Origin of the sequence: Mesorhizobium sp. 2RAF21 (genome assembly GCF_052115345.1) — a bacterium.
Classification (GTDB): Bacteria; Pseudomonadota; Alphaproteobacteria; order Rhizobiales; family Rhizobiaceae; genus Mesorhizobium; species Mesorhizobium terrae.
Genome location: NZ_JBFRGM010000015.1, coordinates 115415 through 132463 on the forward strand (window position 1 = coordinate 115415; position 17049 = coordinate 132463).

Genomic DNA, 17049 nt, shown 5'->3' on the forward strand with positions numbered 1-17049 from the left:
CCTGAATGACGCTGGAGCAGTTGCGCATCTTCGTTGCCGTCGCCGAACGCGAGCATGTGACGAACGCGGCGCGCGACCTCAACCTGACGCAATCGGCGACAAGTGCTGCCGTTGCTGCTCTTGAAGCGCGTTATGCGACCAAGCTGTTCGACCGCGTTGGCCGCCGGATCGCACTGACCGATGCCGGCCGCCTGTTTCTCGCCGAGGCGAGGTCGGTGCTGGCGCGCGCCGCCGCCGCCGAACTGGTGCTGGCCGATCTCGCCGGGTTGAAGGTCGGCTCGCTCGGCCTCGGCGCCAGCCAGACCGTCGGCAATTACTGGCTGCCGCGTTTCATCCACGCCTTCCGTTCGCAGCATCCCGGCATCGGCGTGTCGCTAACCATGGGCAACACCGAGACGGTCGCCGCTCATGTGCGCGACGGCGAGGCCAATCTCGGCTTCGTCGAGGGCGAGGTCGACGAGCCGAGCCTTGCCGTCACTACGGTGGCCGAGGACGAGATGGTGCTGTTGGCGCCGGCCGGGCATCCTTGGGGACAACTCGGCAAGGACGAGAAGCCGGTGCTGGGTTCGGCCAGCTGGGTGTTGCGCGAAAGCGGTTCGGGAACGCGTTCCACGCTCGCCGCCATGTTGCGCAAGGACGGCATCGCCGAGGCCGATATCGACATCGGCCTTGTGCTGCCGACCAACGAGGCAGTGCGTACGGCGGTGGCGGCGGGAGCAGGGGTGACGGTGATGTCGCGCCTCGTCGCGGCCAACGCGCTCGCCGCCGGCAGCCTGATCGCCGTCGATTATCCGGTGCCGCGCCGCCGCTTCTACATGCTGCGCCACAAGGAGCGCTACGCCACCGCCGCCGAGACCGAATTCATGCGGCTGATCGGCGAAGGGTTGCCGGACCGGTAGGCTGTCCCGGCTGACGCTTCCGCCGTCAGGTTACCAGCCTCAGCATCTTCAAAACGCGTTCGAACATCGCCCCGTATGGGGGATGCAGCAGCGCGCCGCCATTGAAGCGCGATTGCAGGAAGACCGGCTTTTCCTTGCTGAAGGTGCGGAAACCCCATTCGCCGTGATAGGCGCCGATGCCGCTGGCGCCGACGCCGCCGAAGGGCTGGCGTTCCTGCGCGATGTGCAGCAGGCAATCATTGACGGTGACGCCGCCGGCAATCGTCTCGTGCAGCACGCGTTCGCGCGCCGTCGTGTCGGTGCCGAACCAGTACAGCGCCAGTGGGCGGTCGTGCCGATTGACGTGGCCGATGGCGTCGTCCAGCGAAGCGTATTCGAGGATCGGCAGCACTGGCCCGAAGATTTCCTCGCGCATCAGCCGGCTGTCTTCCGGCGCGTTGCGCACCAGGGTCGGCGCGAATTTGCGGCCCTCTGGCGGCAATGTCTCGCCGGCAGGGTTGATCTCGGTCACCTCGGCACCGCCGGCGCGCGCCTCCTCGACCAGCGCCGTCAGCCGCTGGTAATGGCGGTCGGAGACGATCGAGGAATAGTCCTTGTTGGCCTTCAGCGTCGGATAGAAGCGTTTCACCGCTTCGGCGAACTTGCCGGTCACGGCCGCCGCCTGGCCTTGCGGCACCATGATGTAGTCGGGTGCGATGCAGGTCTGGCCGGCGTTGAGCAATTTGCCGAAGGCGATGCTCCTGACCGCCGCGTCCATGTCGCAGGACGGATCGAGGATCGCCGGCGACTTGCCACCGAGTTCCAGCGTCACCGGGGTCAGGTTGGCGGCGGCTGCAAGCGCCACCTGCCGGCCGACCGCCGTCGAGCCGGTGAAGATGAGGTGGTCGAAGGGCAGCGAGACGAAGGCCTTGCCGGTCTCGGCGTCGCCGGTAACGACATCGACTTCCTCCGGCGCGAAATGCTGGGCGACGAGGTCGGCGAGCAGTGCCGAAAAGGCGGGCGTCAGTTCGGACGGTTTCATCAGCACGCGGTTGCCGGCGGCAAGGGCTGCGGTGGCCGGCGCCACGGCCAGCTGGAACGGGTAGTTCCAGGGCGAGACGACGCCGACGACGCCGAGCGGCTGCGGCACCAGCCGGTTGGAGCCCGGCAGGAACGGCAGGCTGGTGGCGACGCGGCGCGCGCGCATCCAGGAGGCGACATGCGAGATGGCGTGGTTGATGCCGGCGCGCACCACGAACAGCTCGGCAAAGCGGGTTTCATGCGCCGAGCGGCTGCCGAAATCGGCGGCGATGGCCTCGCAAATGGCTTTTTCGTGGTTGTCGGTCAGCGCCAGCAGGCGCTTCAGCCGGTCCTTGCGCACGACCAGCGTCGGGAATGGCTCGGCGGCGAAGGCGCGGCGCTGTGCCTCGAAGCGTTCGCGCAGCAAATCGGGTCTGACATGCAGCATGCTTTCCTCCACCCTTTTTTGACTGTCCGGCCGTAACGCATTGAAAACGCATAAAATGCGATGGCGCGCCGGAAATCTCCGTACGCATACGGGAATGGAACTCCCGATTTACGTGAGCGTCAACAGCTTTGTGGTGGGGCATGGTTGCCGGTGCGGAAGGCCCACACCGGCCGCGGCCGGCACGGTCAGGCGCCGGCGAGGATGAAATCGGCGCAGCGGTCGGCGATCATGATGACCGGCGCGTTGGTGTTGCCGCTGGTGAGGCGCGGCATGATCGAGGCATCGCAGATGCGCAGTCGCGGCACGCCGCGCACCCGCAATTGCGGGTCGACCACGGCGGTAGCGTCCGTGCCCATGCGGCAGGTGCCGGACGGGTGGTAGACGGTTTTCGCGTGTTTCTCGATATGGTCGAGGATCGCGGCGTCGGAGAGGTCGGCGGCGGCGCCCGGCGCCAGTTCCTCGCTCACCACCGCCTGCAGCGCCGGCTGGCGCAGCACGGTGCGCGCGATCTTCATGCCGGCAAGCAGCGTCGCCCTGTCGTCGGCATGGGAGAGGAACCCGGTGGTGAAGCGGATCGGCTCGTTGGGATCTGATGAGCGCAAGGCGATCGAACCGCGCGATTTCGGCCTCAGAACGCAGGGATTGATCTCCATGCCGTGCCGTTCGATCGAACCGTGCTGGGCGCTTTCGATCATCACCGGCAACACGTGGAACTGCACGTCCGGCCGGCCGTCGCCGTCGGTGTCGAAGAAGCCGCCGCTTTCCACCACGTTGGAGGCGAGCAGCCCGTTGCGGAAAAGCACGTATTGGACGCCATGACGCAGCGCGCGCAGGCCGCGATCCTCGCCAAGCAGCGAGATGGGCTGGCGCGTCAGCGCATAGACCGGGGCGGCGACATGATCCTGGTAGTCGGCGCCGACGGCCGCGATGTCGCGGATCACCGGAATGCCGAGGCCGGCAAGCGCGGCCGCCGGTCCCAAGCCGGACAGAAGCATGATCTTCGGCGTGCCCAGCGCACCGGCGGCCAAAATCACCTCGGCTTCGGCCGTCGCCATGTGCTGACCGCCGCCAGCGGTGGTGTAGGAAAGGCCGCGCGCCGCGCCGTTCTCCAGGATCAGGCCGGTCACCAGCGCGTCGGTGACGATCTTCAGCCGCGCATTGCCGGCCAGCGGCTTCAGGAACACTTTCGCGGTCGACTGGCGTTCGCCGCCGCCGGTCGTGGTCTGGTAGAAACCGACACCTTCCTGGCGTTCGCCGTTGAAGTCGTCATTGTAGCGATAGCCGGCCTGCTGGGCCGCCCGCACATAAGCGAGCGAGAGCGGGTGGCGATGGCGCGGGTCGGAAACGGGCAGGGGGCCGGCGTCGCCATGGCGTTCGCCGGCCAGTCTTTCGTTGCGCTCCAGGCGCCTGAACACCGGCAGCACGTCGTCCCAGCCCCAGCCGGGACAGCCAAGGTCGCGCCAGCCGTCATAATCTTCCGGCTGGCCACGCACATAAAGCATGGCGTTGATCGATGAACCGCCGCCCAGCGTGCGGCCCTGCGGGATCGGCAATCTGCGACCGCCGACGGCAGGTTCCGGGTCTGATTCATAAATCCAGCTGCGCGCCGTGCCGATCACCTTGGCGAAGGTCGCCGGCATGTCGATGAAGCGGGTGTTGTCGGCGGGGCCTGCCTCCACCAGAAGCACACGCTTGCCGGCATTGACCAGCCGGTTCGCCAGCGTGCAGCCGGCGGAACCGGCGCCGGCGATGATGTAGTCGAAATTTTCCGTCATCGGTTCAGGCATACCGCATGATGACGGTCTTGGTCTCGAGATAGCCCTCGAGCGCGGCGCGGCCATGCTCGCGGCCGATGCCGGACTGCTTGAAGCCGCCGAACGGTGCGGCGGCGTCCAGCGTGTTGTGCGAATTCACCCACACCGTGCCTGCCTTCAGCGCGTGGATGGCGGTCATCGCCTTGCCCATGTCGCGCGTCCAGATCGAGGCCGAAAGTCCGTAGCGCGTGTCGTTGGCGACGCGGATCGCCTCATCCAGATCGGCGACCGGCATGGCGGCGACCACCGGCCCGAACACCTCCTCGCGCACGATCTCCATGTCGTGCGAGACATTGTGCAGAATGGTCGGCGCAACATAGTGGCCCTTGGCCGGCACGGTGCGCGTACCGCTTATCTGCTCGGCGCCAGCGGCGAGGCTGCGCTCGACGTAACCCATCACGCTGTGGCGGTGCTTGGCCGAGACCAGCGGGTTGATCTGCGCACCCTCGTCGCGGCCGGCGCCCAGCGTCATGCCGTCGGCGATTTCGGCCAGCCTTGCCAGCGTGCGCTCATAGATCGGCTTTTCGATCAGGATACGGGCGGCCGAGGTGCAGACCTGGCCCTGGTTGAAGAACATGCCGAGGCCGGCGAGCAGCGGCTCGATGCCGTCCTCCATGTCCGACAACAGGATCATCGGCGATTTCGAACCCAGTTCCAGCGTGAAGCGGGCGACACGGTCGACGGCGGCGTGGCCGACGCGCTTGCCGATAGTGGTCGAGCCGGTGAAGGTCAGTTTGTCGATGCCGGGATGGTTGATCAGCGCCTCGCCGGTGACGGCGCCGGAGCCGGGCACGATGTTGACGACGCCGGGCGGAAAGCCGGCCGCCTCGATCAGTTCCGCCAGCCTCAGCAAGCCAAGCGGCGTCTCATGCGGCGGCTTCAACACCACCGTGCAGCCGGCGGCAAGCGCCGGCGCGATCTTCCAGGTGCCGATCAGTAGCGGAAAATTCCACGGCACGATGGCGCCGACCACGCCGACCGGTTCCATCACGGTCATGGCGTGGTGCTTGGCGCCGGGCGGCACCGGGATGGAGACCTGGAACGTCGAACCCTCGATCTTGGTGGCCCAGCCGGCATAGTAGCGCAGCCAGTCGACCGTTCCGCCGGCCGACAGCATTTTAGCGACGCCGAGCGACTTGCCGTTTTCGATGCTCTCGATCTCGGCGAGCAGGTCGGCGTCGGCTTCGACCAGATCGGCGAGTTTCAGCATCAGCCGTTGCCGGTCGACGGGCCGCATGCTGCCCCACGGGCCGTCGAGCGCGGCGCGGGCGGCGCGCACTGCAAGGTCGACGAGTTGCGGGCCGCTCTCCGGAACGCGGGCCACGATCTCGCCGGTGGCGGAATCGTCCACCGGCAGGCCTTCACCGGCGGCATCGACGAAGCGTCCGTCGATGAACGGGCGATGGCTGCGCGCCAGGAAGGCGGCTGCGGCTGCGCTGATGGGCGGTGCTATTCTTTCGTTCACGGCTTCCTCCTGGCATCGGTTCGTCGTTCGACCGTGCAGTCAGGGGTAGGAACCGCATGCGCGGGCCGCAAGACGATCACCGGGCCAGTGCACGTTCAGTCAAAACAAAGTTCCCGTTCGGACAAGACGCCCGCCGGTCGACATCGCACTATTGGCGACAGAGGACGGCCGCACCTTGCGGTCGCGACAGGCAGGATCGAAATGAGATTTTCCGGCAAGACGGCTTTCATCACCGGCGGCGGCACCGGCATCGGCGCGGCGGTTGCCCGGCGCATGGCGAAAGAGGGCGCCAACATCGTTTTGATGGGACGCCGGCGCGAGCCGCTCGAAGCGGTTGCGGGTGACACCAACGCGCTGATCGTACAGGGCGATGCCGCCGACGCCAATGCTGTGCGCGCCGCGCTGAAGCAGGTGCATGCGAAGTTCGGCCTGGTCGACATGCTGATCGCCAATGCCGGCGGCCATGGCGTCGGCCCGACCATTTCGATGAGCGACGAGACCTGGGCGCTTGCCACCCGCACCAATCTCGACACCACTTTCGTCTGTGCCCGCGAATGCCTGCCCGACCTGATCTCGCGCAAGGGCAACATCGTTGTCGTTGCCTCCATCGCCGGCCTGTTCGCCGGTCCGGCCGCCGCCGGCTACGTGACGATGAAACATGCCTGCGTCGGCCTCGGCAAATCCTTGGCGCGCGACTACGGCCGCCGCGGCGTGCGCACCAACACGATTTGCCCCGGCTGGGTGGCGACCGCCATGGCTGACGAGCAGATGCAGGTCGTCGTCGAGAAACACGGCCTGGCCTCGGTCGACGAGGCCTACCGGCTGGTCACCAGGGATGTGCCGCTCGGCCGCCCGGCAACGCCGGAAGAAATCTCCAACGTCATCTGCTTCGTCGCCTCCGACGAGGCCGCAATGATGAACGGGTCGATCCTGACCGTCGACGGCGGTGCCACCGTGGTCGACCTGCCGACCCTAGCCTTTGTCGATTGAGCCTTTGAGGACCTTGTGATGAACGACGTGAACAGACCGGCCGACTGGAAGCATTTCGACGACTTCGCAGCCGGCATCGCCACCAACCGGCTGCCGACGACCAAGGCCCTGGCAGGCCAGACCTTCAAGATCACGCTGAAGGGCGGGCGCCAGGTCGATCTCGCCTTCACCAGCCCGGACACCGTCGCCTGGGGCGAGGGCAAGGAGGCCGGCGTCGACTGGTACGAGGCGCTGGAAGTCGCGCCCGACACCTTCTTCATCAACATGACCTTCGGCGCGCGCACCACCGAGGACGAAGCCTTCATCGTCAACACGCGGACACGGCGCGTGCTTTCGGTGCGCGAGCGGGTGCGCGATGCCGGCGAGGCGCCGGGCGAGCCGCGCGTCGCGCAAACCTGGCTGGCCGGCGTTCTTGGCGATGCCTCGGCGGCGCCTACCGGCATCGAGCCAGCACCGACGCGCGACCTCATCGGGCTCACCGCGCATTACCAATACAGCCCGAACCATCTCTACGAACACGTCTACCTGTCGTCGCAGCGTTATGCCTGGCAGAACCTTGTCGGCGTGCAGCGCGGCCATGGCGACGTCGATCTCGCCACCACCTGGAAGTTCGCCGAGAACCAGTATGTCTTCGGCTTCCGCGAATTCATCATCCCGGTCGCCTCGCTCTTCTTCTACAACTGGGACGGCATGCGCTCGACCGGCAAGTTCCTCGGCGTGACTTCGACCGGCGCGGTCGAAAACAAGCCCGCCGGCGCACTGATCGAGAAGAAATCCACCACTGTCTACGACGAGGGGCGTGCGCCGGTCTGAGCGCGCGGGTGAAGCCATGAGCAAGAATTACGAAGCGATCAAGGCGCATTACGCCGGTTCCGACAACAAGGATCTGGCGGCGATGATGGCGCCGATCACCGACCGCACCGCCTGGACCGAAATGGCGGGCTTTCCCTACGCCGGCACCTATGTCGGTGCCGTCGCCATCATCGAAGGCGTGTTCAAGCGCATCGGCGATGAGTGGGAGGGTTACACCTTTAAGCTGGAGAGGCTGGTCGACGGCGGTTCGACCGTGCTTGGCATCGGCACCTATTCGGGCACCTACAAGCGGACGGGCCGGCCGATGAAGGCACGCGTCGTCCATGTCTGGGATGTCGAGGACGGCAAGGTGCTGCGGTTCGAGCAGTTCACCGACACCAAACTGGTCGCGGAGGCGACCGGCTGACGGGTTTTGGGGGCATGGCCCGACCGGCGTGGGGCTGGCGGGACCGGATCTGGGAGGAGAAAATGCAAATGAGCCTGAAAGGAATGATGGCGGCGCTTGCGCTGTCCACGGTGCTGAGCGCCGGCGCGACCGTCGTCGCCAATGCCGCCGGTGATGAGATCGTCATCGGCGCGCCGGTCTCCTTGACCGGTCCGTTCGCCGGCGACGGCAAGGAACAGGAATGGGCCTACAAGCAGGCCGTCGAGGACATCAACAAGGCCGGCGGCATCATGATCAAGGAAGCCGGCAAGAAGCTGCCGGTGCGACTGGTCATTGCCGACGACGAGAGCGCTGAGGCCAAGGTGGCCTCGGCGATCGAGAACCTCGTCAAGGTGCAGAAGGTCGACATCCTGTTGTCGACCCATTCCGGCCCGCTCAACGTCGCCGGCGCGATCGTGGCCGAGAAATACAAGAAGTTCTACATGATCACGAGCGCCTTCCCGTTCGAGTGGCAGCCGCTCAAGCTCAAATATTCGGCGCTGTTCTTCTTCCATCCCGGTCCCGGCGCCGAGGTGCCGTTCGAGATCTGGCAGAAGCTGCCGGAAAACGAGCGGCCGAAACACCCGGCGCTGGTCACCGAGGATTCGCCCGACGGCAAGGGCTTTGGCGGTGCCTTCGAGGCGGCGGCAAAGAAATATGGCTATACCTTCGCTTTCAACGATCCCTGGGCGACCGGCTCGACCGACTATTCGGCGATGATCACCAAGCTGAAGGCGGCCGATGTCGACGCCATGCTGGTGTTCGGCTCACCCGCCGACACCATCACGCTGATGCGCCAGATGAAGGAGCTCGGCTTCAGCGTGCCTTACCTGCACGGCTGGAAGGGCACCTGGACCGGCGAATTCCACGACGCGCTGGGCAAGGATTCCGACTACGTCCTGACCGACGGCTTCTGGTCGGCCAGCTATCCTTACAAGGGCGCCAAGGAATTGGGCGATCGCTACGAGGCCCAGTACAAGAAGGATTCGGTCACCGTCGGCGCCTTCTACGCCAACGCGCAGGTGCTGTTCCAGGCGATCGAACGCGCCGGCTCGACCGACGCCAGCGCCGTCCACGACGCCGTCTTCAACCAGGAGTTCAAGGACACCGTCGTCGGACCGCTGAAATTCGACGAGGGTGGCTTTGCGCTGATCCCGTCCGTCGCCACGCAATGGTGGCAGGGCAAGCATCAGCTGATCTTCCCGAACGGCGATTGGACCTACAAGCCGGCACCGGCCTGGGACAAGCGCTGATAGGGGGTGGGCAGCGGGGCGACGTCGCCGCAAAGGCGTCGCCCCGTTCGTCCCGCACGAGGCCGCCGATCCGCCGCCGCCAGGCGTGCGGTTCGGCTGCCTGCCACGAAAATCGGGGAATGGAACAATTCATGCAGCCAGACGGGACGGTGCTTTGCCTCGAGGCGGTCACCAAGCGGTTCGGCGGTCTGGTCGTGCTGGACGGCATCGACCTTGCCGTCGGCCGTAGCGAGCTGGTCGGACTGATCGGGCCGAACGGCGCCGGCAAGTCGACATTGTTCAACGTCATCACCGCCATCTACGCGCCGACGCGCGGCAAGGTGATGTTCGGTGGACGCGACATCACCGGCGCGCAGCCGCATCACATCTGCCGTTTCGGCATCGCCCGCACCTTCCAGCTGGTGCGCACCTTTCTCACCATGACCGCCTTCGAGAATGTCATGGTCGGCGCCGTCTACGGTGGTGGCGGCCGCGTGCGCCACGCCGCCGAGGCGGCGGAACAGGCGCTGGAACTGGTCGGACTTGCCGCCAAACGCAACGTGACCACCGCTCATATGACGCTGTCCGACCGCCGGCTGCTCGAAATCGCCCGCGCCGTTGCGTCGAGCCCGGCGCTGCTCCTGCTCGACGAACCGATGGCAGGGCTCAACCCGACCGAAATCCGCCAGATGGTCGAGGTCATCCGCCGCACGCGCGCGGAAAGAGGCATTTCCATCCTCTGGGTCGAACACAAGGTCGACGCCATCATGAAGGTGTGCAGCCGGGTGGTCGTGCTCGACCACGGTGTCAAGATCGCCGACGGCACGCCCGCCGAAATCGTCGCCAACCGCAAAGTCATAGAGGCCTATCTTGGCGAACCGGCTGCTTGAAGTAAAAGACCTCGAAGTCGCCTATGGCGACGTGCGCGCGCTGTGGGGCGTCTCGATCCATGTCGAGGCGGGCACGGTGGTTGCCATCGTCGGCGCCAACGGCGCCGGCAAGACGACGCTGATGCGCGCCATTTCCGGCCTGTTGAAGCCGAAGCGCGGTGAAATCCTGCTTTCAGGCGCTTCCCTGCTCAACCGCGCGCCGGAGGAGATCGCCGGCATGGGCATCGCCCATGTGCCGGAAGGGCGCGGCCTGTTCCGCCAGATGACGGTGCTGGAGAACCTCGAACTCGGTGCTTTCCAGCCAAAGGCCAGGGCCCGCATGAAGCAGTCGCTGGAGAAGGCCTATGCGCTGTTTCCGCGGCTCAAGGAGCGGGCAGGGCAGAAGGCCGGCTCGCTGTCGGGCGGCGAGCAGCAGATGCTGGCGATCGCGCGCGCCACCATGTCGGAGCCGTCGCTGCTCATCCTCGACGAGCCGTCGATCGGCCTGTCGCCGCTGGTGGTGCAGCAGATGTTCAAGCTGATCGAGGAACTGCACCGGCAGGGCGTCACCATCCTGCTTGTCGAGCAGAACATCCACCAGGCGCTGAAGATCGCCGACCACGCCTTCGTGCTGAAGACCGGCGAGATCGCCATGCAGGGCACCGGCGCCGAGCTGATCGCCGATCCCGAAGTTCAGAAAGCCTATATGGGCGTATTGGAGCTGTGATGACCTTGCCCTCGCCGGACATCTTCCTGCAGCTATCCATCAACGGCGCGCTCGGCGGTGCCATGTATGGCGTCGCCGCGGTGGGCTTGAGCCTCATCTTCGGCACCATGCGGCTGATCTTCCTGGCGCAGGGCGCCATGATCATCCTGGCCGCCTATCTGGTGCGGGCGCTGTTCCAGCATCTCGGCATCGACCCGTTCCTGTCGCTCGCCATCATGGTGCCGGTCGGCTTCGGCGCGGGTTGGCTGATCTACCAGGGCCTGTTCCGCAAGGCGGCGGCGGAAGAAGACCGCAACATCTCGCTGTTGATCGCGGTCGGCGTCATGTTCCTGGTGCAGAACCTGATGACGGTGATCTGGGGCGGCAACACCGCCGCCGTCGTCACCAGCTACACGGCAAGCGGCATCGAGTTCCTCGGCGTGCGCACCTCGTTCACCCGCTCGATGGGTTTCCTGATCGCGCTGGCCGGCACCGGCCTGGTGGTGCTGTTCCTGCGCAACACGCTGGTCGGCAAGGCGGTGAGGGCAGCGTCCGAGGACATGACGGCGGCGACGCTGATGGGCATCAGCCCGCACAAGGTCAATGCGATCGCCTTCGCCATCGGCATTGCGCTGGCCGGTGCCGCAGGCGTCGCGGTTGCTACAACATTTCCCTTCAACCCCTTTGCCGGGTTCATTTTTTCACTCAAGGCGCTGGTGGCGCTGGCGCTCGGCGGCATCGGCAATGTCGTCGGCGCGCTGGCCGGCGGCATCATCCTCGGGCTGATCGAGGCCTATGTGCAGTTCTTCATCTCGGGCGGCTGGACCAACGCCATCGCCTACGGCGTCTTCCTGGCCGTGCTGATGTTCAAACCCGAAGGCCTGTTCAGCCGGCCCTACAAGAAGGCGTAAGGCCATGTTTGCCCAAAACCGCATCTGGCTCGCCGCCGCCGTTGTCGTGCTCGCGCTGCTGCCGCTCTGGCCCGGCGTCATCGACAGCTACGCCTTTTCCTTCCTGTTCTTCGTGTTCGTCTACGCCATATTGGCGCAGGGCTGGAACCTGATCGCCGGCTTCGGCGGCCAGATCAGCCTTGGCTCGCACGCCTTCTTCGGGCTTGGCGCCTACACCACGGCCATCCTGTGGAGCGGCAACTATCTGTGGGGTTCGCTCTACCAGGCTTTCCCGCGCATCTATTATTTCGACCCGGTGACGATGGTGCTGAGCGGGCTGGTCGCGGCACTCGCCGCCGCGCTGATCGGCCTGCCGCTGCTCTCCAAATTGCGCGGCGATTATTTCGCGCTCGGTACGCTCGGCTTCGGCGAGATCGTCAAGGTGATATTCGTCAATGGCGGCGATTTCACCGGCGGCGCCTTCGGCGTGGTGGCGCCGTCCAGCACGTTCGAGACGCTGATGCCGCATTACTGGACCGGGCTCGGCCTCACCGTCGGCACCGCGCTTGCCATAGGCTGGCTGATGCGCTCGCGTTACGGATTGGCGCTGATCGCGGTGCGCGACGACGAGATGGCGGCATCCGCCAACGGCATCGACACGCTGAAGGTCAAGGTGGCCGCCTTCGCCGCCAGCGCGTTCATCGCCGGCATCGCCGGCAGCCTCTACACCTACTACATCTTCCATGTCGGCCCGGATTCGGTGTTCAGCCTCGACTGGATGCTGCTGCCGCTGATGATGACGGTGGTGGGCGGTACCGGCACCTTGCTCGGGCCGATCCTTGGCGCCTTCGTCATGTATGCGGTGTTCGATCTCGCCCGCATCTTCGTGCCGGACTACCACCCGATCATTTCTGGTCTCACCATCATCCTGGCCATGCTGTACCTGCCGAAAGGCCTGGCGCGCCTGCGCCCGGCCGCGGCGCGTGCATAAGGCCGGTTCGCGCAAGCGCAACCGTTCGCCACGCCGCTGTATTGCGTGTCGCCGGCGCGTCCGAACCGCCGCTGTCTTCGTCACCGTTCCACCGCGGTGCAGGATGTGGACAGAAAGCGCGGTGGTGCGCGCGAGTCCAAAGAAAGAACCTCGCCTGTTCAGTCGTTTGCCGAAAACCACGCGAAAAATCGTTCGCGGATTTATCCACGCCCTCGGGGCACACGCCACAATCGGCCCATCGCCCTCACGGGTGTAGCGCGCCGCGCGGTTTTGAGTTTTTGACACGCGGTTTTAGAGCACGAGCTATGGCTTAAAAGGAGCTTCAATGCGCCCTCGAACCTGCTTTGAGCCTTCATCGCGGGGTTATGATCAACTCCCGCGCAGGCCGACCCTTTCCCCCGCCTACCGTATAGTTCAGCTGAACCTCATCCTGGTCGAACGCCGCGAAGATCTTGCGGATAGCAGGCACGTCGTTGATGGAGAGGATGAAGCGACCCTTCAGGCGTGAAAGGCGCTCGGCCATCACCTCGAACTGCTCCCGGCCAAACAGGGTTGCGCCATAGTCACGTTCCGATCCGAAATACGGCGGATCGAGATAGAAGAGGGTCTCAGCGCGATCGTAGCGATCAATGAAGGGAAGCCAATCCAGGCACTCAATGGTGACACCAGCAAGCCGTTCATGAACCTCCGCAAGCAGGGGCTCCAGGCGTGTGAGGTTGAAGCTTGCCGACGAACTGGGATCGACGCCGAAACTTTGGCCAGCGACCTTGCCGCCGAATGCCGTCTTTTGAAGGTAAAGGAACCGGCCGGCGCGCTCCAGGTCGGTCAACGAGGCGGCGTTGCTCGCCTGCAGACGCTCAAACTCGCGTCGGCCGGTCAATTGCCATCGCAGCGTGTCCATGAACTGCGGATAGTGCCGTTGGAGGATCCGAAAGAGGTTGGCGACCTCTCCGTTGCGATCATTGATGACTTCGGCTCTCGGCTGCTTCTGCCGCCTGAAGAAGACGCCGCCCATGCCGACAAAGACCTCGGCATAGGTGCGATGAGGAACAGCGCCGATCTGTTGGACTAGACGCGCTGCCAGCTTCCGTTTGCCACCGATGTAAGGTGCTGGCGGATGAACTGGTGTGACCGCTGCGAACTCATCGTGAATGCCCATATCCGAGCCTCTGAGAATCAGTCACCGTCTCGCCGCCCGAAAGGGCCGCAGGCGTGACGTTATCTCTGGTGTCGTCAGGCGGGTCGAAGTTTGCCGACAGAGGCCCGCCTTCCCGGAGCCTGGCTCCGGGCGTCTGCGCTGCTAAGGCCAGTCGGCCGCATCGATCTGTGCCTGCGTGGTGATGGTGCCAGCCTCGATGCCAGCTAGAACTGCGCCCTCGATGGCAAAGGAGGCGTCGACGTGATCGAGGACCGCATTGCTGATGGCAATGATGGTGGCTGCGTCGATCTCGACAAATCCCGCCGGCGTCTTCCAATTCGTCGTGAAGGCCGCATCCTTGTCCGCCTTCACGCGGGCTCCGGTGATCATGAGCTTGGACCTGTCGTCGGTCGCCACCGACATCCCACCGACAACGATGCCGCCCGTTTCCACACGCCAGCGTTTGTCGGCCGCATAAACCAGCAGCGAGCTTTTCAGAGCAGCCGATCGGAGATTGGCGATGTCATCGATCAGCGCCTCGACGTTTTCGGCGTCGGCATCTGCGATCTCCAGATGACTGCCGTCATAGACGACGCCAGCCGGCAGTTGTGGCGCTATGACGACAAGGTCGTCTCGGGTGATTTCAATCGTGGCCATCTTCAGCTCCCTTAGACCGCGAGACGCAGGACGGAGATGCGTGCTCCATAGTTGACGACGGCGCCAGCCGGCATGCCGTCGATGAAGCACCTGAATTCAAGGTAGTCGCCGACAACGGCATCTTTCACGTCGGCTCCGCCGCCGTACGTTGTGTTCAGGGATGCGCTCTGTACCCGGTTTGAGGTGTTCAGGAATTCGGCCCCATTGAAATAGACCCCCGCGTTCATTGCCAGGGCGAAATTCGCACTGATGAGGTTGAGGCCGAAGGACGCGAAGAAAGCAAACCGGCCTGCTTTCTGGCAGACAATCTTTGAGCCCACGATCTGCCAATCGGCCTGCCCGTCATCCGTCAACGACACGGGAGTGATAACTGTCAGCACATTGTTGACGGGTGTCGGCGCCAGCGGGCGGCGGGTACAATCGATGACGGTCGAGGCCTGTTTGAAGGCATCGCCGCTGGTCTTCTTGATCTGCGCAAGCGAAACGGTGCCGCGAACGGTATCGGCGGCCGCTATGTTGCTGGCGACAAAGACAGCACCGTTATAGGTCAATCGAACGACCATGAACGGTTGAAATTCACCACCCGTCAGGAGCGCCGCGCTGCTGATCGGCCTGACGCTCTTGGCACCGAGGTCGTTGACCTTGATCGTCACAGGGCCGGTATTGGCAATGGCGATCTCGACGTCGATCGTCATGCCCAGAACATAACCGGCCGGAGCAGGGTCTAGCGTCACGGTGATGGCATTGGCGGTGCCATTGGCAGACACATAATCGCCCTTCCGGCGCATCCACCACAACATCTTCGAGATCTGCGCACGGTCGGCTTCGTTCAGAACGCCACCATTGAACTCAATGATCGCCGCCAGCTCCTCCTGGAGGCTGTTTAGAAAAGCGGCCGTGACTTCTGTGCCGGGCACGCCGGCACCGGCGTTTTGACTGCGAAAGCCTCTCTTGCCTGCACCAATGTCCACCCAATCTTGGCCGTTAACGCGTTCCATTCCGGGCTCCTAGAGATAGATAAAGACAAGCTGGGTGTGGGCTGGCTTGAGCCTGCGCAGTTCGCATTCGATGTCGCTGGGTGCGTATCCGCCGAGCGGATCTCCAGCGACGTTCTGGCCAGCGCGGAACCACCATTGGGAAATCAGGGCGAGCTTCACGCGCCAGGTAAATTGCTCGCCTTCAGCGACCAACGGCTGGCCCGCTCGCAAGACGCCGGCCTTCGACGGCCAGAACTCTTCGACCTCGATCGCGGCCCCGAGGCGGGCAGCAGTCTCGACAAAATAGGAGACACTCTGCCCTCCACGCGCGGTCCAACGTTGGTGCGCCTGGCGCTGGCGCTGTTCCACAGTCCGGTTGCCAAGATCGCGGCCGCACGGATCCGGGCCGAGCACGCGTTCGAAGTCCGGCAGCAGCCGAACGGCAGTGCGCGGGTCGATCTCCCGCATCAGCGCTTCGGCCTCGGCCTCGGCATCCGCGAGCGGATGCGCCAACGCGTCAAGCAGCGCGTCCAGCACGCCGCCCCGGAAGGCAAGCACCCAACCGATCGGTAGCTTGCCAATCAAACTGCCAAGGATGGTGGGAACGGTTCTGCTCACAGCGGCGCCACGAATGTGATTTCGCCAGGCACCGGATAGTGATCGCGGGCAAGCGTGAAGGGTGCAGCCGGCACGAGCAGGTCATGCGCGTATTCGCCCGCAGCGGCCGAAAGAGCTTCCGAGATCCGCGACGGCTCGATCCGTGCCCCGATCGGCCCGGCGTTCTGAGTATCCTCCGCGTCACCGATCGTCGCGACGAAGCGCTGATAGGCTTCGCTGACGGCGGCTCGAATGGCTACCGTGTCGGGTCGGGTGCGTACGGTGATCGGGAGCGAATGGGTAACGGCCGGGACCACCACCACATTGGCGGTTACCGGACGCACGCCTGTTGACGAGCCGGGAGCGCCGAGATGGGCGAGCATCGCGGTTTGCTCACCAGCTGTCGGTGCCTTGCCGAAAAGACCGTCCTTCATTGCCACCACAACACCGACCGACCCACGGCCGATCCAGTCGGTAACAACCGCGACGGCGCGCACGTCGAACGCTTCGCGCAGCCATTCGGGATAGTCGAAACCGGCACCACCATGAGGCGGCTGTCGGATACGGTTGATCGTTGCGGCGCTCAGTTCGCGCGCCGTTTCCTCGGGCGAGCCGCCCGCCAAACCGGCAGCGCCCACCGTCGCACGGCTGATCTCGGGAAATGGAGCAGCCGTTCGTAGCCGGATGCCAGCAGCGATGTTGCCTGCCGGCCCACGAACCAAGGCGACGACGGGGATCGAGACGGTGCCACCAGCACCTATGGCGGTCACGGCCGTGGATTTAACCGTGACGCCATCGGAGGCGGCAAATTCCAGGTCTGCGGGTAAGGGCGTGCCGGCAACACCTTCCACAAGCACGCTGCCGACAGCAAAGGTCGCCAGCCGCTTTTCGACACCCCAGATTGAGGCGTGTCGATCAGCGAACTCGTCTTCTGCGGTGTCGGGAAAATACTGGCGGCTCCACCATGCGATGTGATCGTGAATACCGCGCATTTCCATGGCGACAGCCCTGCCGAGGATCGCGAACATGCCGCGTGGCGAGCGAACGGCCCGCGACAGCGCGATTGGGTCGATGTTGGGTCGGACAGCGAGGATCAGGGTCTCCAGTGCGCCTGCAATCCGTTCGGCAATGGCGCTGGTT

At 64.9% G+C, this 17049-nt stretch carries 17 protein-coding genes; 9 read left to right on the forward strand and 8 right to left on the reverse strand.

The window, feature by feature from the left end; all coding sequences use genetic code 11:
• Positions 1 to 5 precede the first annotated feature (5 nt).
• Positions 6 to 899: a LysR substrate-binding domain-containing protein gene (locus AB4136_RS23775; protein WP_024922252.1), complete on the forward strand. Its 894-nt coding sequence runs from the start codon at positions 6 to 8 to the stop codon at positions 897 to 899.
• A gap of 25 nt (positions 900 to 924) precedes the next feature.
• Here AB4136_RS23775 and AB4136_RS23780 read toward each other — a convergent pair whose 3' ends face one another.
• The 3 genes from AB4136_RS23780 to AB4136_RS23790 all read right to left on the reverse strand — a co-directional run bounded on the left by AB4136_RS23780 (position 925) and on the right by AB4136_RS23790 (position 5625).
• The gene (locus AB4136_RS23780; RefSeq protein ID WP_024922253.1) at positions 925 to 2346 is read right to left on the reverse strand and encodes a coniferyl aldehyde dehydrogenase; all 1422 of its coding nucleotides are present in this window, start codon (positions 2344 to 2346) and stop codon (positions 925 to 927) included.
• 185 nt (positions 2347 to 2531) lie between these two features.
• Positions 2532 to 4121: a GMC family oxidoreductase gene (locus AB4136_RS23785; protein WP_024922254.1), complete on the reverse strand. Its 1590-nt coding sequence runs from the start codon at positions 4119 to 4121 to the stop codon at positions 2532 to 2534.
• Positions 4122 to 4125: 4 nt separating this feature from the next.
• Positions 4126 to 5625 (reverse strand): aldehyde dehydrogenase family protein, encoded by a 1500-nt coding sequence (locus AB4136_RS23790; RefSeq protein WP_081766801.1) that lies wholly within the window; start codon positions 5623 to 5625, stop codon positions 4126 to 4128.
• A 201-nt stretch (positions 5626 to 5826) separates the two neighbouring features.
• Between AB4136_RS23790 and AB4136_RS23795 the strand changes: the two genes are divergently transcribed.
• The 8 genes from AB4136_RS23795 to AB4136_RS23830 all read left to right on the forward strand — a co-directional run bounded on the left by AB4136_RS23795 (position 5827) and on the right by AB4136_RS23830 (position 12540).
• Entirely contained in the window at positions 5827 to 6615 is a 789-nt protein-coding gene (locus AB4136_RS23795) for an SDR family NAD(P)-dependent oxidoreductase (protein WP_024922256.1), read from the forward strand.
• 18 nt (positions 6616 to 6633) lie between these two features.
• The gene (locus AB4136_RS23800; RefSeq protein WP_024922257.1) at positions 6634 to 7428 is read left to right on the forward strand and encodes a MoaF C-terminal domain-containing protein; all 795 of its coding nucleotides are present in this window, start codon (positions 6634 to 6636) and stop codon (positions 7426 to 7428) included.
• A gap of 16 nt (positions 7429 to 7444) precedes the next feature.
• Entirely contained in the window at positions 7445 to 7834 is a 390-nt protein-coding gene (locus tag AB4136_RS23805) for a nuclear transport factor 2 family protein (protein WP_024922258.1), read from the forward strand.
• A gap of 68 nt (positions 7835 to 7902) precedes the next feature.
• Positions 7903 to 9105, forward strand: a complete 1203-nt coding sequence (locus AB4136_RS23810; RefSeq protein WP_171020937.1) for an amino acid ABC transporter substrate-binding protein — start codon at positions 7903 to 7905, stop codon at positions 9103 to 9105.
• A gap of 131 nt (positions 9106 to 9236) precedes the next feature.
• Positions 9237 to 9974, forward strand: a complete 738-nt coding sequence (locus AB4136_RS23815) for an ABC transporter ATP-binding protein (protein WP_137900728.1) — start codon at positions 9237 to 9239, stop codon at positions 9972 to 9974.
• Positions 9967 to 10680, forward strand: coding sequence for an ABC transporter ATP-binding protein (locus AB4136_RS23820; protein WP_024922261.1), 714 nt, complete (start codon positions 9967 to 9969; stop codon positions 10678 to 10680). The genes AB4136_RS23815 and AB4136_RS23820 overlap by 8 nt, the downstream gene beginning before the upstream one ends.
• The gene (locus tag AB4136_RS23825) at positions 10680 to 11570 is read left to right on the forward strand and encodes a branched-chain amino acid ABC transporter permease (protein ID WP_024922262.1); all 891 of its coding nucleotides are present in this window, start codon (positions 10680 to 10682) and stop codon (positions 11568 to 11570) included. Before AB4136_RS23820 ends, AB4136_RS23825 begins: the two co-directional genes overlap by 1 nt.
• A 4-nt stretch (positions 11571 to 11574) precedes the next feature.
• A complete protein-coding gene (locus AB4136_RS23830) occupies positions 11575 to 12540 on the forward strand; it encodes a branched-chain amino acid ABC transporter permease (RefSeq protein ID WP_137900727.1) in 966 nt (321 codons plus the stop codon).
• A gap of 352 nt (positions 12541 to 12892) precedes the next feature.
• Here the strand turns inward: AB4136_RS23830 and AB4136_RS23835 are convergent, their stop codons facing one another.
• From AB4136_RS23835 to AB4136_RS23855, 5 genes are all read right to left on the reverse strand, one after another.
• On the reverse strand, positions 12893 to 13699 hold the full coding sequence (locus AB4136_RS23835; protein ID WP_024923254.1) for a DNA adenine methylase: 807 nt from the start codon (positions 13697 to 13699) through the stop codon (positions 12893 to 12895).
• Positions 13700 to 13840: 141 nt separating this feature from the next.
• On the reverse strand, positions 13841 to 14335 hold the full coding sequence (locus AB4136_RS23840; RefSeq protein ID WP_024923253.1) for a DUF4376 domain-containing protein: 495 nt from the start codon (positions 14333 to 14335) through the stop codon (positions 13841 to 13843).
• An 11-nt stretch (positions 14336 to 14346) separates the two neighbouring features.
• The gene (locus tag AB4136_RS23845) at positions 14347 to 15333 is read right to left on the reverse strand and encodes a hypothetical protein (RefSeq protein WP_024923252.1); all 987 of its coding nucleotides are present in this window, start codon (positions 15331 to 15333) and stop codon (positions 14347 to 14349) included.
• Between the two features lie 9 nt (positions 15334 to 15342).
• On the reverse strand, positions 15343 to 15930 hold the full coding sequence (locus AB4136_RS23850) for a YmfQ family protein (RefSeq protein ID WP_024923251.1): 588 nt from the start codon (positions 15928 to 15930) through the stop codon (positions 15343 to 15345).
• The gene (locus tag AB4136_RS23855) at positions 15927 to 16937 is read right to left on the reverse strand and encodes a baseplate J/gp47 family protein (protein ID WP_244431182.1); all 1011 of its coding nucleotides are present in this window, start codon (positions 16935 to 16937) and stop codon (positions 15927 to 15929) included. Before AB4136_RS23855 ends, AB4136_RS23850 begins: the two co-directional genes overlap by 4 nt.
• Between the last annotated feature and the right edge of the window lie 112 nt (positions 16938 to 17049).

Coding starts and splice junctions, on each gene's coding strand:
- AB4136_RS23855 (WP_244431182.1), bottom strand. CDS start 16,937: ATGTTCGCGATCCTCGGCAGGGCTGTCGCCATGGAAATGCGCGGTATT.
- AB4136_RS23835 (WP_024923254.1), bottom strand. CDS start 13,699: ATGGGCATTCACGATGAGTTCGCAGCGGTCACACCAGTTCATCCGCCA.
- AB4136_RS23840 (WP_024923253.1), bottom strand. CDS start 14,335: ATGGCCACGATTGAAATCACCCGAGACGACCTTGTCGTCATAGCGCCA.
- AB4136_RS23780 (WP_024922253.1), bottom strand. CDS start 2,346: ATGCTGCATGTCAGACCCGATTTGCTGCGCGAACGCTTCGAGGCACAG.
- AB4136_RS23830 (WP_137900727.1), top strand. CDS start 11,575: ATGTTTGCCCAAAACCGCATCTGGCTCGCCGCCGCCGTTGTCGTGCTC.
- AB4136_RS23795 (WP_024922256.1), top strand. CDS start 5,827: ATGAGATTTTCCGGCAAGACGGCTTTCATCACCGGCGGCGGCACCGGC.
- AB4136_RS23825 (WP_024922262.1), top strand. CDS start 10,680: ATGACCTTGCCCTCGCCGGACATCTTCCTGCAGCTATCCATCAACGGC.
- AB4136_RS23845 (WP_024923252.1), bottom strand. CDS start 15,333: ATGGAACGCGTTAACGGCCAAGATTGGGTGGACATTGGTGCAGGCAAG.
- AB4136_RS23800 (WP_024922257.1), top strand. CDS start 6,634: ATGAACGACGTGAACAGACCGGCCGACTGGAAGCATTTCGACGACTTC.
- AB4136_RS23815 (WP_137900728.1), top strand. CDS start 9,237: ATGCAGCCAGACGGGACGGTGCTTTGCCTCGAGGCGGTCACCAAGCGG.
- AB4136_RS23785 (WP_024922254.1), bottom strand. CDS start 4,121: ATGACGGAAAATTTCGACTACATCATCGCCGGCGCCGGTTCCGCCGGC.
- AB4136_RS23805 (WP_024922258.1), top strand. CDS start 7,445: ATGAGCAAGAATTACGAAGCGATCAAGGCGCATTACGCCGGTTCCGAC.
- AB4136_RS23775 (WP_024922252.1), top strand. CDS start 6: ATGACGCTGGAGCAGTTGCGCATCTTCGTTGCCGTCGCCGAACGCGAG.
- AB4136_RS23810 (WP_171020937.1), top strand. CDS start 7,903: ATGAGCCTGAAAGGAATGATGGCGGCGCTTGCGCTGTCCACGGTGCTG.